This is a genomic window from Puia sp. (assembly GCF_035546395.1).
Taxonomy (GTDB): domain Bacteria; phylum Bacteroidota; class Bacteroidia; order Chitinophagales; family Chitinophagaceae; genus Puia.
Genome location: NZ_DASZXR010000014.1, coordinates 1,167,292 through 1,183,427, shown reverse-complemented (window position 1 = coordinate 1,183,427; position 16,136 = coordinate 1,167,292). Strand labels below are relative to the sequence as shown.

Below are 16,136 nucleotides of genomic sequence, written 5' to 3'. Positions count from 1 at the left end.
GGAATTGATCTTGCCTACAGTATCGAGCGCTGGAATAAGCTGTCACTATATATTACCGATGGCGGGCTGAACATCGACAACAACCCTGTGGAAAATAGTATCCGGCCCGTCGCCCTGGGAAGAAAAAATTACCTGTTCGCCGGCTCGCACGACGCTGCCCGAAGAACCGGCATGCTGTACGGCTTACTCGGCACCTGCAAAATGCACAGCATCGAACCTTATGGCTGGCTGAAAGATGTTCTTGGACGAATAGCAGATCACCCCATCAACAGGATCAACGAGCTGCTACCTCATCGATACAAGGGCTAACATTAAAATCCGCCTACATCAATTTTGGAAACCTGCAAGGTGTACTTGACCGGTTGGATACGCTTTCGGCGTATTATTTGGCGTCTTTAGGCGAGCTGTCTTATCCTCCTTTCTTTCCAGTTCATCGGCAAGATGCTGAATAGGGTTGGCTACGAAAGAGCCGATTTGCACCGCCTCACACAAGCACCAAAATGCCGGGATAGAATTGAATTTCTTAAATTACTTCGTAAGTATGCCGCTTAGGTTCGGGAGAAAATGAATGCATGAAAAAAGCCTCATAAAATATTGAAAATGTTCGTTGCGGAGAGGGAGGGATTGGCTTCGCCGATCCCTTAGATGGGGGGCTTCAATCAAATGGATGTCCGTGAGCTACGCTCACTCCCATTTTTGTTTTGCGCTTTTGCCGGAGCAAGCTCCGCAACGCTCCAAAACAAAAATGCCCCCGGCAAAGCCGGGGGACATCCATTTGATTGGCGGAGAGGGAGGGATTAGCTGCGCCCGCTATCGCGGTGCTCGCTGATCCCTTAGGGGAGGGGCTTAAGACTTCATCATTGGACCTTCAGGCGGCTTTCAGCCGCCTTCGTTTTTTGTTCTCCGCATCCGCTGCGAGCAGAGCTCGCGCGTCTTCTCCGAACAAAAAACCCGCAGCTATCGCTGCGGGTCCAATGATGAAGTCTTGCGGAGAGGGAGGGATTCGAACCCTCGGTACGGTTGCCCGCACAACGGTTTTCGAGACCGCCACAATCGACCGCTCTGCCACCTCTCCGAAGGGGCTGACAATGAGGGTTGTCGGCCGGGTTGCAAATTTAGGTGTTTTGGGTCATTTTTTTGCATTTATCGGGGGAATCGTAGTTTTGCCCCTCAAATCCCCGCTGGAAAATGTCTACCGGAACGGTCCTGATCATCGATGACGAAGAGAAATTACGCAGTCTGCTGGCGCGGATCATCCGGCTGGAAGGGTTGACCGTGCTGGAAGCGGAGACGATCAAGGCGGGGAACCGGCTGCTGGACAAGGAAGACATCGACGTGGTCCTGTGCGACGTCAAGCTGCCGGATGGGAACGGGGTTGAATTTGTCCGGGACCTGAAGATGCGGCACCCAACCGTGGAAACGATCCTGCTGACGGCCTATGGCAATATCGCCGACGGGGTCATGGCTATGAAGAACGGGGCCTTCGACTATATTACGAAGGGTGACGATAACGACAAGATCATCCCGCTGCTGGCGCGGGCGATGGAGAAGGTGCAACTGCAGAAGCGGGTCATCCAGCTGGAACAGCAGGTGGGCAAACGCTATACTTTCGACACCATCCTGGGGCAGTCGCCCCTGATCACCGAGGCCATCGCGCTGGCCAGGAAAGTGGCGCCTACGGAGGCAACGGTGCTGCTGCTGGGCGAGACGGGCACGGGAAAGGAGGTGTTCGCACAGGCGATCCATAACGGCAGCAAACGGGCGGGGAAGCCCTTCATCGCGCTGAACATTAGCGCCTTTGGCAAGGAACTGCTGGAAAGCGAGCTTTTTGGCCATAAGGCGGGGTCCTTTACCAGCGCCACCAAGGACAAAAAGGGGCTTATCGAGGAGGCCAACCAGGGCACGCTTTTTCTGGACGAGATCGGGGAAATGCATATCGACCTTCAGGCGAAGCTGCTGCGGGTGCTGGAAACGAGCGAATTCATAAAAGTGGGCGATACCCGGCCTACGCGAGTCAACGTCCGCATCATCGCGGCGACGAACCGCGACCTGCAAAACGAGGTCAACGAGGGCCGGTTTCGGGATGACCTTTTCTACCGCCTCAACGTGTTCACCATCTCCCTGCCGGCCCTGCGTGACCGGAAGAAAGACATCCCTGCACTGGCGGAGTTCTACCTCCGGGTTTACTCGGGCAAGGGTAATAAACGCATCGACGGCATGAGCCGGGAATTTCTCGAACGCCTCCAGCAACGCGAATGGAAGGGGAATATCCGCGAGCTGCGTAATGTCATCGAACGGGCCGTCATTCTCTCCGACGGTCCGCAGCTCAATGTCGGCGATCTGCCCGCCGACATGCAGGCCGGCGGCGTGCGTACGCCAGGCGCCACTTCGTCCTTCGACCTGGCCAGCGTGGAGAAGCTACATATCCAGCATGTGCTCAACCACACCCGCGGCAATAAGACGGAGGCCGCCAGACTGCTGAATATCGGCCTGACCACGCTCTACCGCAAGATCGAAGAATACAAATTGCATGTAGAGGCATAATAGCGGTTATCCTTTCCTAAATTTAGGGCCATGAGCATTAGACTGAAAACGAAATTATCCCTGGGACTGGTCTTCCTCTTCATCGTGATCGTCCTTTTCGGCGTCCTGGGATTGTTCTATATCAATCGCCTGAGCGACGAAGGGCGGCTCGTGCTGAAGAATAACCATGAGTCGCTGGTGTATTGTAATCATATGATGCAGGCGCTGGAAGAACTGCGTACAGACAAGAATGCGATAGCCACTTTCCGGGAGAACCTGCAAAAGCAGCAGGTGAATATCACGGAGGTAGGAGAAAAGGAGGCGACGGACGAGCTGTCGACGAATTTCAACGAGATGCTGGCGGACCCGTCGGATTCCAGCAACTACACCGACATCCGCAAGAGCATCATCAAGATCGAAGATCTGAACGAGATGGCCATTGTGCGCAAGAACGCCATTGCGCAAAAGACGGCTGACGGTGCGAAGGATGTCCTGACGATCCTTTTTACGATCCTCACGCTGGTGGCCTTCACCTTTATTTTCAACCTGCCAGGGATCATCTCCGGCCCCATCAGCAGCCTGGCCGAGGGGATCCGGGCTATCGCGGCCAAAAACTACAAAAAGCGGATCTATCTGCGGCAGGGGGATGAGTTCGGGGAGCTGGCCGAAGCCTTCAACACGATGGCCCAGAAGCTGGATGAATATGAAAGCAGCAACCTGGCGCAGGTAAAATTCGAGAAGAGCCGGATCGAGACGATCATCAACCAGATGCGCGACGGCATCATCGGTCTCGATGAGAAGCGCAACATCCTTTTCCTGAATGCCGTGGCCGAGAGGCTGCTGGGGTTGAAAGAGGCCAATATTGCCGGGCAGTATGCGCCGGACGTGGCCGTTTCCAACGACCTGATGCGGACCCTTTTGCAGGAGGAGCCCGAAAAGAAGGAATTAAAAATTTACGCCGACAACAAGGAGAGCTATTTCAGCAAGGATGTGCTGGACGTCACGAATAATGAGAAGATGATCGGCCAGGTGATCGTGCTGCGGAATATTACGCTGTTCCATGAGCTGAACGAGGCGAAGACGAACTTCATCGCCACCGTGTCGCATGAGCTGAAGACGCCGATCTCTTCCATCAAGATGAGCGCCCGGCTGCTGAGTGATCTTCGGGTGGGAGCGCTGAACAGCGAGCAGCAGGAACTGATCCGGAGCATTACGGACGACAGCAACCGGTTGTTGAAGATCACAGGCGAGCTGCTCAATCTTTCGCAGGTGGAGACGGGGCAGATCCAATTGAAACTGCAGCCGGCCAGCCCGGCGGAGATCGTTGAACAGGCGATCCAGGCGGTCAGCTTCCAGGCGCAGCAAAAACATATCCGGATACATACCTCGTTCACCGAGAATCTGCCCCGCATCCAGGCGGACGTTGAAAAGACTTCATGGGTGCTGATCAATTTCCTGACCAATGCCATCAAATATTCGCCGGAGGATTCGGGCATCGAGGTCTCGGCCTGCCGTAAAAAGGATACGGTAGAGTTCGTTGTCAAGGACCAGGGGCGTGGAATCGATGAGAAATATCTTCCGCGCATCTTCGAACGCTATTTCAAGGTCCCGGGTACGCATGACCGCAATGGAACGGGACTGGGACTTTCGATATCGAAGGAGTTCATCGAGGCGCAGGGGGGGCATATCTGGGTTCATAGCCGGCTGGGAGAAGGGAGCCGGTTCGGATTTACCTTTAGCGTGTTTTAGCAAAAGATTTAGCTTGTTTTTAGCAAAAAAATTAGCGGAAAGTCCATTTTTCGGCGGTTCCCTGCTGCCGGGAGGCGTTCTCGCGGCTGGGGTAACTGGGTAGAATTAATTGAATATTAGCGGTTTACCAGCTCGTTAATTTTTGACGTATATTCATGTTTCTTTCTACATATAAAATAGGGGATTGCACTTAGGCTTTTTTATAGCTATTTAAAAATGACCACAGAAGATTTTTGTGTGTGAATGGAAAATGAAGTACATTCATATCCTAATAGGATAAGGTTTAATGGTTATGGTATTTGATTAGTGCATCCCCGCCGTCAAGCGGGGATTTTTTTTATGCCAAACCTGAAAAAGATGAATAATGGTCTCTCGATCCTGACTGTTGAGGATAACCCAAGTGATCTTTTTTTACTGGAGCATATGATCCGATCCTCAGGTCTTTCGCTCCGGCATTTTTATTCAACCGATCGCATCCGTGAGGCGTATGCTTTACTGGCGGCAAAGGAGATCGACCTGGTGCTGCTCGATCTCACGTTGCCGGATAGCTTCGGTATCCATTCTTTTATCTATCTCAAGCCGGTAGTGCAAAAGATCCCGGTGATCATCCTGACGGGGTTATCGGACACCAATGTGGCGCTGGAGGCGATCAAGGAAGGAGCGCAGGATTATCTTGTTAAGGGAGAGTTAACAGAAAGTTTGCTGGCGAAGGCGATACAATATAGTCTTGAGCGAAAGCGAACGCTCGAGCATTTGCGGTTGAGTAATGAACGATTCAATACGGTGGTCAAGGCCACCAATGATGCGATCTGGGATTGGGATCTCGTGACCAATACCGTCTTTATGGTCGGGGACACCTACAAGCAGTTGTTCGGTTATGATTGGGTGGATTCGGATATTCCGCAGGATCACTGGGAGAGCATCCTTCATCCGGATGACCGGGCGCGGGTGTTGGAAAAGCAGGCGGCGGCGATCCGGGAAGGGGTGGCCATCAAATGGGAGGATGAGTACCGGTTGCGCAAGCGCAGTGGCGAGTATGCCCACGTGCATGACCGGGGTTATATCATGTATTCGGCGGAGCACCGGCCGGTGCGGATGATCGGGGCTATCCAGGATATTACGTTGCGCAAGCGGGCCGAGGAGATCGTGCTGAAGGAGTTGGCGATCCAGCAGCGGCTGAAGCAGCAACAGATCACCGAGGTCGTGCTGGGCGCACAGGAGCGGGAGAGGTTTGAACTGGGCCAGGAGCTCCATGACAATATCAACCAGATCCTGGCCACGTGCAGGTTGTACCTGGATGTGGCGATCGAGGAGCGGGAGCCGAGGCTGGAGCTGCTGGTCAAGAGCCGGAACAATATTTCCATGGCGATCGAGGAGATCCGGCGGCTGTCCAAGGAGCTGATCACGCCCAGCCTTAACGATTTGGGGTTGGTTCAGTCGATCCAGGAGCTGGTCCGGAATATCCAGATGGTGGGGAAGATGAAGATCCGGTTGGCCATTTCCGGCCTCGACGAGAATGCTCTTTTGCCCGAGCAGAAGATCAATGTCTACCGGATCATCCAGGAGCAGTTGAACAATATCCTCAAACATGCGCAGGCTCATTCGGTGATGATCGAGCTGACCAAGGAGGAGGAGCAGATCCGCTTACTGGTGGTGGATGACGGAAGGGGGTTCGACCCGAGGATGCGCCGGGATGGGGTCGGCATCTCCAATATCATCAGCAGGGCTGAGTTGTACAATGGTAAGGTCGACATCGACTCTGCCCCGGGGAAGGGATGCCGGCTCGAAGTTATTCTGAACTCCAAGGCACTGCCTACCCAGGCATAAAGAGTGACGACAACGGGTTACAACAACGGGCTGTTACTGCCTTTGTGCAATCTGCAGAACGGGTATTGTTTGGCAAGGACATTCAGGCGCCTGAGTGTTTCTTCGTCAGGAGGAGCCGATAGGGGGCCTTCCTGTTCCACTTTAGAGCGGGGATGTCTGACAATTTTGGCGATCGGCAATGCGGTCAGCGGCGAGCTGGCGGGCGGAGTTGTAACGGAAACGACATTGGGCTTCATCTGGTGAGGTGTTAAAGTTGATGGTAATTGGTTTATAACACACTTCCTATGCAAGCTAATCTTCGGTAGGGTGCCAGACGGTTTTCGTCAGGACGAGACAGGCGAGGGGGAGAACGTTAACAGACAGGCAAGAGTCGTGGCAAGAAAATCGTGGCAGAAAATAGTTGAACGAAGGTACGGAGAAAATAGCTGGATTCGCAATGAAATCATTCCTTTTTTATTTAAAAAAAACAAAAACTTCGGTTGTACGGGTGCGTAAATCCGACACGAAGGCTAACAGTTGTTCGCAAGGGCGCAAATGCAGGAGGGGCGGCGGTTGCGGACGATGTTGTTAAATCGGTTTAGCAGGTTGATGAGGCGTTTCGGTGAGAAGTGGAGTGACTTTGAAGCTGTAGTGGAAGTGGATCGGAAGTGCAGGATGAGAGGGAAGATGGCTGTCGATATCGATGTGGGTGCGAAGCGATGAAATGTGCAATTGGAGAAAGTTGCTATCGGCTGTCAGGCGGAGTCCTTTGCCGGTGGAGTCGTAGATGTCACACCAGCGGACATTGTCGGCGGGGACCGCTGTGGGCGCCGTTGCTTTATGGATGGCGGGAATGCTATCGGTTGCGCCAAACCAGGTGAGGGAGTCGGCGCCGGTTGGAAGGGTCCAGTTGACTCCAAAGCGGTCGATGGGATGGAGTATCGAGTCCTGGCGGGTCGTGTCGGTTTCGAGCGTCGATTCGACGAGCAGGGCGCCGTTGGAGTTGACCATATAGCTGAGGTGGAGGAGACAGGAGAGGTCCGGCACGGTATATTCCGTCCGGACGATGACCATCTGGCTGCCGGTGCTGGTGGAGAACAGCTGGAGATGGGGAGGGGCGGGGAGGGCGGGGCGGAGTCCGTTGCTATCGGCGAGAAGCGTCTGTCCCTTTACCGTGTATTGCAGCAGCCAGCCTGATTCTTTGTCGAAGGACAGTTGAAGGGTGGGGGAGCCGATCGAAAAGACATTGTTGCTGTCGGTAAAGCTGAGCTCGCCTGTGGCGGGGATGCGGGTGTCGCCGCCCCAGGGCGTCAAGGGCAGGGTTTGGGTAGCGAGGGGTGGGCTGTTGCGGAGTGGTTTCCGGTATTCTACCTTGATATAGGACTCTTCGCCCGGGGCCGGTGGTTTGAGGGGGAGGCGGAGCGTCCGGGAGTGGCCCGGCAGGAGGGTCAGGCCGGGGGCCGATCCCTGCTGGCGGACGAGGCCATTGACAAGAAACTGCCAGTGAAGTGTTATATTGGTATAATTTTTTAGGAGAGAGTCGTTGGTGATCCGGAGGTTGCCATAGGTGGGGGCAAGTGCGGTCCGGATGGGTTGGCCGGAGGCAAAAAAGGGCATCCCGCAGCAATACGAAAGAAGACAAAAAATGAGGATCTTCATACGCAGGGGAGGGTTATCGGGCTTACGCCTGTAATTATAAAGAAAAAGTAGACATAATCCATGGCTAAAACGATTTAGTCCTTATCTTTATAGTCCAATAGCCCAAAATGAAGAAAGTCTCCATCAGCGATATCGCCCGCAAAGCGGGAGTATCGGTCTCCACCGTCTCCTTTGTCATGAATGACAAGGCCGTGAAAATGCGCATCAGCCGCGAGGTGATCGAGAAGGTGGAGAACGTCGCCAGGGAGATGGGTTACCGGCCGAACCAGCTGGCGCGCGGGTTACGGACGGGCAAGACGAAGACCATCGGGCTTATCGTAGAGAATATCTCCAACGCCTTTTTCGCCACTCTGGCGAAGTCCATCGAAGACGAAGCAAAACGTTATGATTACAAAGTTGTTTATTGCAGCACTGATAACGATGAGGAAAAAGCGCGCGAGCTGATCAATATGCTTTCGCAGCGCCAGGTCGACGGGTATATAATAACGCCCACCCTTAACCTCGGGGAGGAGATCCGTAAGCTACAGGGGGAGAACAAGCCTGTGATCCTTATCGATCGCTATTTCCCGCAGCATGACGAGATCCCCGCGGTGCTGGTGGACAATTATGAAGGGGTCGCTCACGGTATGGAGACGCTGATCCAAAAAGGGTACCGTAAGATCGCGCTGGTGACCATCGAAACGGAGATGGCCCATATGAAGGACCGGCTTCACGCTTATTGCGATGTGTTACGCAGACACAATATCCCCGACGAAAAGGGACTCGTCAAGATCATCCCATATAATAGCGATCATGAGAAAGCGTTAGAAGAGGTAGAAGCGCTGCTGTCGCGTGCGGGCACCGATATCGACGCCGTCTTCTTTCTGACCAACTATCTCGGCGTGCTCGGCATCGAGGTGATCAAGAAACTGCAGATCCGGGTGCCCGAGCAGCTGGCGGTGATCTGTTTCGACGATAACGATATCTTCCGTCTCTATACTCCTACTATCTCCGTGATCCGTCAGCCTATTGAAGAGATCGGAAAGAAGGCGATGTCCCAGCTCGTCGAGCGATTGCGTCATTCCGGTGAAGAGACCTATCCGATCAGCACTCCTGTTCAACTGACTGCCGACCTTGTTACGCGTGAGTCTATTTAGCAGGATTTAGCAGAAAAAACAGGAATATATTTAGGCCGCTATTCAGGCTGCTGATGTCTATAGAAAAGAAACATAACGAGCACTTGCTTTTGCAACAAATTGCGCAGCGCGATGAGAACGCGTTCAAGCTTCTTTTTGATCAGTACAAAGACCGGCTATTCCTTTATATTAATGGTATCATCAAATCCAAGGAGGTCTCCGAAGAGATCGTCATGGATGTTTTCCTGAAGATCTGGCTGGGCAAGGAGATCGTGAAGGAGATCGAGAATTTCGACGCCTTTCTTTTCCGGGTGGCCTATAATAAATCCATCGACTTTTTGCGCAGCGCTGCGCGCGATCTCAAATTGCGGGACCTGGTCTGGCACGAGATACAGGTTGCCGGCGGAATGAGCGCAGATCAGCAGGTGATCATCCGGGAATATGAAAAGAAATTGCGCGAGGCCATCGGACTATTGTCGCCGCAACGGCGGCTGGTTTATGAAATGAGCCGGGAAAAGGGATTTTCTCATGAGGACATTGCAAAGCGGCTTCAACTTTCCAAGAATACGGTTAACAATCATATTGTAGAATCCCAGAAATTTATTCGCTCCTACCTGATCCGCCACCTGGACATAGCAGTCCTTGCGCTCATATTCCTGACCGACGGCCGCAATAATTGATAAAAAAAAGTTAACACCACATAGTTGTTCGCGTTAAAATGATCGTCTTTACGGATAGCGTATAAAGCGATTGCATTAAAACAATGGGAAATCAGGATCGGAATGAGACGCGAGTGAGCTATTTGCTGGACCGGTACCGTACCAATTCCTGCACGCGGGCTGAATTGGATGAGCTCTTCGAAGGGGTAAAAAAGGATGAGGAGATCGATCTTCACCATCTTCTTCGCCGGCAATGGGAAGAGGCCGGGGAAACGATGCCTGTCGCCTCGCCTGATTGGGAGGAGCTGTTTGGAGAGATGATGGAGCGGATCCGGGACCTGGAAGAGTCGAACCAGTCGTTGGCCCGGGTGACGCATCGCCGGTCGCGACGCAGAAGACGCCTGTTGGCGGTGTCACTTTTTTCTTTATTGTTATTGGGTGGCGGAGCCTTTCTGTTGCAACGGTGGTCACGCGTGAAACCGCCTGCGCCGTTTGTCGCCACTCAGCATCCCCGGTTCAAGAACGATGTTCAGCCGGGCGGCAACAAGGCCATTCTTACGTTATCCGACGGATCATCGATCGTGCTTGACAGCGCCGTTGATGGAACGCTTTCCACACAGGGCAGTACCCGGGTGCTAAAATTAGCTAATGGCCGGCTTGCTTACCGCTCGGCGCATAGCGGCGATGCAGCATCTTACTTCAATACCATCTCCACTCCCAAGGGCGGACAGTACCAGGTCGAGTTGCCGGACGGCAGCAAGGTTTGGCTGGATGCCGGTTCTTCGTTACGTTTTCCGACCGTGTTCAGCGGTGATACGCGGGAGGTTCAGCTGAGCGGAGAAGCCTTCTTCGAGATATCGGGTGATGTCCGCCATCCTTTCCTTGTTTCCGTTTTCTCGCGCGAACCCGGCAAGAGCGAAGAGTTACAAAAGGTACGTGTCCTCGGGACGCAATTCAACGTAATGGCGTATGGGGACGAGAAATTCGTCAAGACCACGTTGCTCGACGGCGCAGTAAGAATTGACGATGCAGCGTCCGGCCCATCTCCGCGGTCTTCTAACAGCACATCTCCTACTACGCACATAAATAATGCCGGCGCTGTCAATCTGAAGCCCGGCGATCAGGCCCAGCTGACCCGTGACCATGGCGCCGGAATCCGGGTGGTCAACGATGCGGACGTCAATGCCGCCGTTGCCTGGAAGAACGGCTACTTTGATTTCAACAAGGCGGACATTGCGACCATCATGAGACAGATCTCACGGTGGTACGATGTCGATGTCAGTTTCCGTGGCGACGGTCACAGAGACCAGGTGTTCTTTGGTGGGATGCAGCGGAATCTTCCCCTGTCCTCCATATTTACGATCCTCGAGCGAAGCGGCGTTCAATTCTCGATCGACGGCAAGAAAGTCGTTGTCGATCTCTAGATCCGTCTTACCATTTTTAGATATATAAACCCGATGGAATGCTTCATTTTATAACCAAATCATGTACAAAAAAATGCATCTAGCTATGAGAGTCGTAAGACTAATTGCGATCATAGTCCTGAGCACCTGCCTGCAGGCAAGTGCCGGTGTCTTTTCCCAAAACATCACTTTTTCGGGCAAGAATGTCCCGCTCGAGAAAGTTTTTACCGTCATTAACAAACAGTCCGGCTATCTTGTCTTCTGCGATTACAGTCTGCTCCGCGAAGCCAAGAATGTCGACATCCATGTAAAGGATGCGCCGGTCGAGACCGTATTGAAAGAGTGCCTGAAGGGTCAGGCGCTTGCCTATGAGATCGTCGACAAGACGATCGTCATCGAGCGCAAAAAGCCGATCGTAGCGGAAGAGCCCGCTGCTGTTCCGCCGCCGATCGACATCCATGGCCGTGTCACCAATGAAAAGGGAGAATCGGTTCCCGGCGCCACGGTACAGGTGAAGGGAACCAGCAAGGTGGTTACGGCCAATGACAACGGGGAGTTCACGCTCAACGGTGTCGATGACCATGCGGTGTTGGTTATTACCAGCGTAGGGTACGAGAAGATCGAGGTCAATGTCGGCGGCCAGACGTCGCTGACCGTTACAATGAAGGTTGGCGCGGCGGCGATCAACGAGATCGTCGTGACTGCCCTGGGTATTTCCAAGGAAGAGCGGAAGCTGGGTTACGCGGTGACCACGGTCGGCGGTGAGCAACTGAATAAGGCCCGGGAGACCAACGTTGCGCTGTCCCTCGGCGGGCAGGTGGCCGGTTTGACGGTGCATGGCGCCAATGGCGGGCCGGGAAGCAGTGCGCGCATTCTGCTTCGCGGGATGCCGAGCATGAACTCCGGCGGCTCTCCATTATTTGTTATCAACGGCGTGCCGATGGACAACAGCCAACGGGGAGCAGCCGGGGAGTGGGGTGGTTCGGACAATGGGGATGGTATCGGCAATATCAACCCGGACGATATCGAGACGATGACCGTGCTGAAAGGCCAGGCGGCTTCTGCGCTGTATGGCGCCCGCGCCAGCAATGGGGTCATCATCATCACGACAAAGACTGCCAAGAAAGGTCAGTCCCTGATCGAATACAATGGTAATGCCCAATTCGACAGGGCTGCGAATTATACCGACTACCAATATCAATACGGGCAGGGTGACGGAGGCGTCAAGCCGTCTTCGGCGTCGGGTGCGCTGGCCACCAACCGGTTTGCCTGGGGCGGCAAGCTGGACGGATCCCAGGCCATCCAGTACAATGGCAAGAGCTATGCTTATTCCCCCTTTAAGGACAATATCAAGAACTTCTACCGGACGGGGCCTACCTGGACCAATACGGTATCCGTTGGCTCGGGTACAGACCGGGGCAATTGGCGGCTTTCGGCCTCCACGCTGGACAATACTTCAATCATTCGCAACAGTGGTATCCAGCGGCGGACCCTCAACCTGAACCTCAGTCAAAAGGTAACGGATAAGCTGACCGCCACCCTCTTCGCCAATTATATCGACGAGCAGGATCACAACCGGCCGCAGCTGAGCGATGGCCCGGGCGACCCGAACAACTTCCAGTTCCTGGCTCCAAACGTGGACGAGCGGATCTTCAAGCCGGGGCAGGACGCCAATGGCCGGGAGATAGTATTCAGTGATGATAACTACGTGACCAATCCCTGGTTCGTGGTAAATAACTGGATCAACAATACGGGCCGCAAGCGCCTTATCGGGAACACCTCCCTGAAGTACAATTTCTACGACTGGCTGTATGTCATGGGCCGTGTTGGGATCGATAAGGAAGATGACCGGATCTTCCAGGTAACACCCACCGGGACCGACTACTCCTATAATAATAAAGGCCAGTCGGGCCAGTTGAATGGATTGACTACGCTGACCACTACGGAACTTAACTGGGACGGATTGATCGGCGTGTCGCACAAGCTGACCGACGATGTTCACCTGGATGCCACCCTTGGGGGGAATGTCCGGACCAATGACTATGAATATCTCCAGCTCAACGGTAGCCAGTTCGTCGTTCCCTATCTTTATACACCCAGTAATGTGGCTACTTTCGGCAGGCAGTACTACTACTATAGCAAGGAGATCCACTCCGGCTATTACTCGGTCGATCTGAACTACAAGGACTGGCTGTTATTGAATACCACGGGCCGCTATGACGCTTTCAGCACCCTGCCCAAGGGAGACAGGGGCATCTTTACACCTTCGGTGTCCGGCGGCTTCGTCTTCTCGCATTTCCTGGAGAATACGGCGATCAATTTTGGTAAATTGCGTGCGGCTTATGCACAGACAAGCGGCGAGCCGATCGGCGGGCCGAACAATACCAATAGCGGCGCTTATCAAACCAACATCTATTATGGAGTAGGCAATCCTTTCAACGGTACGGCGATGGGAACGCTGAACGGCGTGGGCAGTGTGCATGATGATCTGCCTTCCCTGCCCAACCTGTTCCTCAAGCCCTTCACCCTGACGGAGGTAGAACTCGGCGCCGAGGTGAAGCTGTTCAACAGCCGGCTGGGCATCGATGCCGATTATTTCACGCGGAAGACGAAGCATGAGATCCAGCAGGGAACGCTGAGCCTGGCCACGGGGTACAATACCTATTATGTAGGTACGGGTTCGACCCAGAACAACGGCGTCGAGGTTCAGATCACGGGCAGCCCTGTGAAGACACGCGCTTTCACCTGGAATATTTCGTTCAACTATACGCATGTGACGAACAAGATCCTGGAAACGGATGCGGCAGGCAACCCCGTCACGCTGGGTACCTATCGTCCCTTGAATGCCAACACCGCCTTTGTGAAGGGCCTGGCGGGTCCGCAGATCATGGCGTATGATTATACCTATGACGCGAAGGGCAATGTAGTCGTGGATGGCAGCGGTCTGCCGGTAAGAGCCGGCAAGGAGACTCCGTTTGGGAATGTGCTTCCCACGGATTTTGGCGGCTTGCGCAACGATTTCACTTTTGGGAATATCAACTTTGGCTTCCTGATCGATTACAATTATGGCAACAAGATCCTTTCTGCAACCAGCTATTATACCATCTATCGCGGTTTGAACAAGCTGACGTTGAATGGCCGGGAAGCCGGGATCACCACCGGGGTTACGTCTACGGGCGCCCAGAATACCAAAACGGCCACTGCAGAACAGTACTATCAGGACATCGCTCAAATCTCGCGGAACAACGTGCTGAACGGCAACTATATCAAGTTCCGGCAGGTGACCCTGGGGTATACTTTCTCCAACAAGATGCTGGGAAATAATCCCATTTTCGAAGCCATCAATGTCAGCCTGGTTGGTCGGAACCTCTTCTATTTCATGAAGAAGTCGCCGAATATCGATCCCGAATCGAACTTTACCACTACCGTCAAGTACGCCGGTATCGAAGGCACGAGCCTGCCTTCCGCCCGGACCTTTGGCGTCAATGTCAACGTTAAATTCAAAAAATAGTCGTATGAAGATTAAAAAGAAGATATTTCTATATATGTGTTCGGCGGCTCTCCTTACGATGGGCGGCTGTACGAAGAAATTCGATTCGATCAATACCGATCCCACCAAGGCGAATGGCACTCAATTCGATCCGAACCTTTTATTGAGCTCCGAGCAAGAAGAATACATTAACGCGACCACGGGCTACAGCGGCGCACTGCTGCTGCAGAGCATGTGGGTGCAGATCCTGTCTTCGGCGGCGTATCCCAGCTATTACAGCAATGGCGATAAATACGTAGCGTCCGGTAACCTTAACAGCTATGACGCCAGTCTCTGGAACCATTGCTATAACTCCGCCAGCTATGCTTTTGAATGCCAGAACCTGATCAAGGATAAGCCTGGGCTGAGCAACCTGGGTGGTATCTCCCTGATCGTCGAGTTGATGGATTTCATGACGCTGACCGATACGTATGGCGACATTCCCTATACCCAGGCGTTGCAGGCTAAAACGGGCGGGCTTCTGCCGGTATATGATGCCCAGCAGTCGATCTATACGTCGATCCTGGCCAAGCTGGATTCCGTGCTCCCGACGCTGGACGCCACCAAGGCGATTCCGACGAATGACCTCTTCCCTTATGCGAAAGACGCCGATGCCGCAACCTATATCGCACATTGGAAAAAGTTCGGGTATTCGTTGATGCTGCGAATGGCCATGCGACTGACCAAGGCGGACGCCGCTACGGCGCAGAAGTACGCCGAGAAGGCCTATGCGGGCGGCACTTTTGCCAATACCACGGACGATGCGTACATTACCTTCGACCATACCGACAACTACAACAACAATAACACCAGCGCTTACCAGACAGCCGAGGATTTCTCCGAGGTAAAATGGAGTGCGAGTGTGATCAGCCTGTTGAAAGCTGTCGGCGATCCCAGGCTGGCCGTAATCGCCGAGGTTCCGCAAGCGGGGAAGAAGGCGGCAGCCAATGAGAGTCTTGCCGGTGACGCGACACCTGCCAACCAGTTGGGCATGCCTAACGGCTATGACCAACTTGGCGCTGCTACCGATATCAGCAAGGCTCCCGGTTATCCCGGCCCAACGGACACTGCATCGCCGCCCAATCCTTTGAGCGCGCAGTATTACGCCGTCGGTAAGTATTCCCGGCCGGCCATCGGTGAGTATATCAGCCTCAATACTCCCGCCTTTATCATCAACTATGCCGAGACCGAACTGCTTCTGGCCGAGGCCGCAGCCCGGGGTTGGAGCGTAGGGGCATCGGCTTCCGTGCATTATGCCAATGGGCTCACCGCAGCTTTGACGAGCTATGGTACGCTCAGCGCGTATGGCGTCATCAATCCGGCGACGATTGGAACCTATGTGGCCACTCATCCGCTGATCACCACTTCGCTGGATGTCGAGCTGGCGCAGATCAATACACAGTACTGGCTGACTACCGGTACCCTGTTCGATTTTGATGAAGCATGGACCAACTGGCGCCGGAGCGGCTATCCCGTCCTGACGCCCGTGAACTACGCGGGTAATTTCACCGGCGGTACGATCCCGAGACGGCAGGCTTATCCGAGTACGGAGCCGCAAACCAATCCGACCAACTACCAGTCGGCCGTGGGCAAGCTCTCCGGCGGCGATCTGTATTCCAGCCGGATATGGTGGGATAAGTAAATAATAGTTTAAATTTGAACGGCAAGACTACGATGAGTAGTCTTGCCGTCT

The 16,136-nt window shown here is 53.8% G+C and carries 10 protein-coding genes, 1 tRNA gene and 1 pseudogene; 10 read left to right on the top strand and 2 right to left on the bottom strand.

Going from position 1 to position 16,136, the window contains the following annotated elements:
* Positions 1-15 precede the first annotated feature (15 nt).
* Positions 16-151: pseudogene (locus tag VHE34_RS31160) on the top strand (IS66 family transposase); the annotation flags it as partial.
* Between the two features lie 20 nt (positions 152-171).
* On the top strand, positions 172-309 hold the full coding sequence (locus VHE34_RS31155; RefSeq protein WP_414709902.1) for a transposase domain-containing protein: 138 nt from the start codon (positions 172-174) through the stop codon (positions 307-309).
* A 679-nt stretch (positions 310-988) separates the two neighbouring features.
* Here VHE34_RS31155 and VHE34_RS17670 read toward each other — a convergent pair.
* Positions 989-1,075, bottom strand: a tRNA-Ser gene (locus tag VHE34_RS17670).
* Positions 1,076-1,188: 113 nt separating this feature from the next.
* Here VHE34_RS17670 and VHE34_RS17665 point away from each other — a divergent pair.
* From VHE34_RS17665 to VHE34_RS17655, 3 genes are all read left to right on the top strand, one after another.
* Positions 1,189-2,544, top strand: a complete 1,356-nt coding sequence (locus VHE34_RS17665; RefSeq protein WP_325590179.1) for a sigma-54 dependent transcriptional regulator — start codon at positions 1,189-1,191, stop codon at positions 2,542-2,544.
* A 30-nt stretch (positions 2,545-2,574) separates the two neighbouring features.
* A complete protein-coding gene (locus VHE34_RS17660; protein ID WP_325590178.1) occupies positions 2,575-4,272 on the top strand; it encodes a sensor histidine kinase in 1,698 nt (565 codons plus the stop codon).
* 357 nt (positions 4,273-4,629) lie between these two features.
* The gene (locus VHE34_RS17655) at positions 4,630-6,099 is read left to right on the top strand and encodes a PAS domain-containing protein (protein ID WP_325590177.1); all 1,470 of its coding nucleotides are present in this window, start codon (positions 4,630-4,632) and stop codon (positions 6,097-6,099) included.
* Positions 6,100-6,666: 567 nt separating this feature from the next.
* Here VHE34_RS17655 and VHE34_RS17650 read toward each other — a convergent pair.
* Positions 6,667-7,737: a beta-galactosidase domain 4-containing protein gene (locus tag VHE34_RS17650; protein ID WP_325590176.1), complete on the bottom strand. Its 1,071-nt coding sequence runs from the start codon at positions 7,735-7,737 to the stop codon at positions 6,667-6,669.
* A 107-nt stretch (positions 7,738-7,844) separates the two neighbouring features.
* On the opposite strand from VHE34_RS17650, the gene VHE34_RS17645 reads away from it, so the two are divergent.
* From VHE34_RS17645 to VHE34_RS17625, 5 genes are all read left to right on the top strand, one after another.
* Positions 7,845-8,873 carry a LacI family DNA-binding transcriptional regulator gene (locus tag VHE34_RS17645; RefSeq protein WP_325590175.1) on the top strand — a complete coding sequence of 343 codons (1,029 nt, stop codon included), beginning with the start codon at positions 7,845-7,847 and terminating at the stop codon, positions 8,871-8,873.
* A gap of 83 nt (positions 8,874-8,956) precedes the next feature.
* A complete protein-coding gene (locus tag VHE34_RS17640) occupies positions 8,957-9,532 on the top strand; it encodes an RNA polymerase sigma-70 factor (protein ID WP_325590174.1) in 576 nt (191 codons plus the stop codon).
* An 83-nt stretch (positions 9,533-9,615) separates the two neighbouring features.
* Positions 9,616-10,935: a FecR family protein gene (locus VHE34_RS17635; protein WP_325590173.1), complete on the top strand. Its 1,320-nt coding sequence runs from the start codon at positions 9,616-9,618 to the stop codon at positions 10,933-10,935.
* A gap of 85 nt (positions 10,936-11,020) precedes the next feature.
* Positions 11,021-14,425: a SusC/RagA family TonB-linked outer membrane protein gene (locus tag VHE34_RS17630; RefSeq protein ID WP_325590172.1), complete on the top strand. Its 3,405-nt coding sequence runs from the start codon at positions 11,021-11,023 to the stop codon at positions 14,423-14,425.
* Between the two features lie 4 nt (positions 14,426-14,429).
* Positions 14,430-16,085 carry a SusD/RagB family nutrient-binding outer membrane lipoprotein gene (locus VHE34_RS17625; RefSeq protein ID WP_325590171.1) on the top strand — a complete coding sequence of 552 codons (1,656 nt, stop codon included), beginning with the start codon at positions 14,430-14,432 and terminating at the stop codon, positions 16,083-16,085.
* Positions 16,086-16,136: the final 51 nt, after the last annotated feature.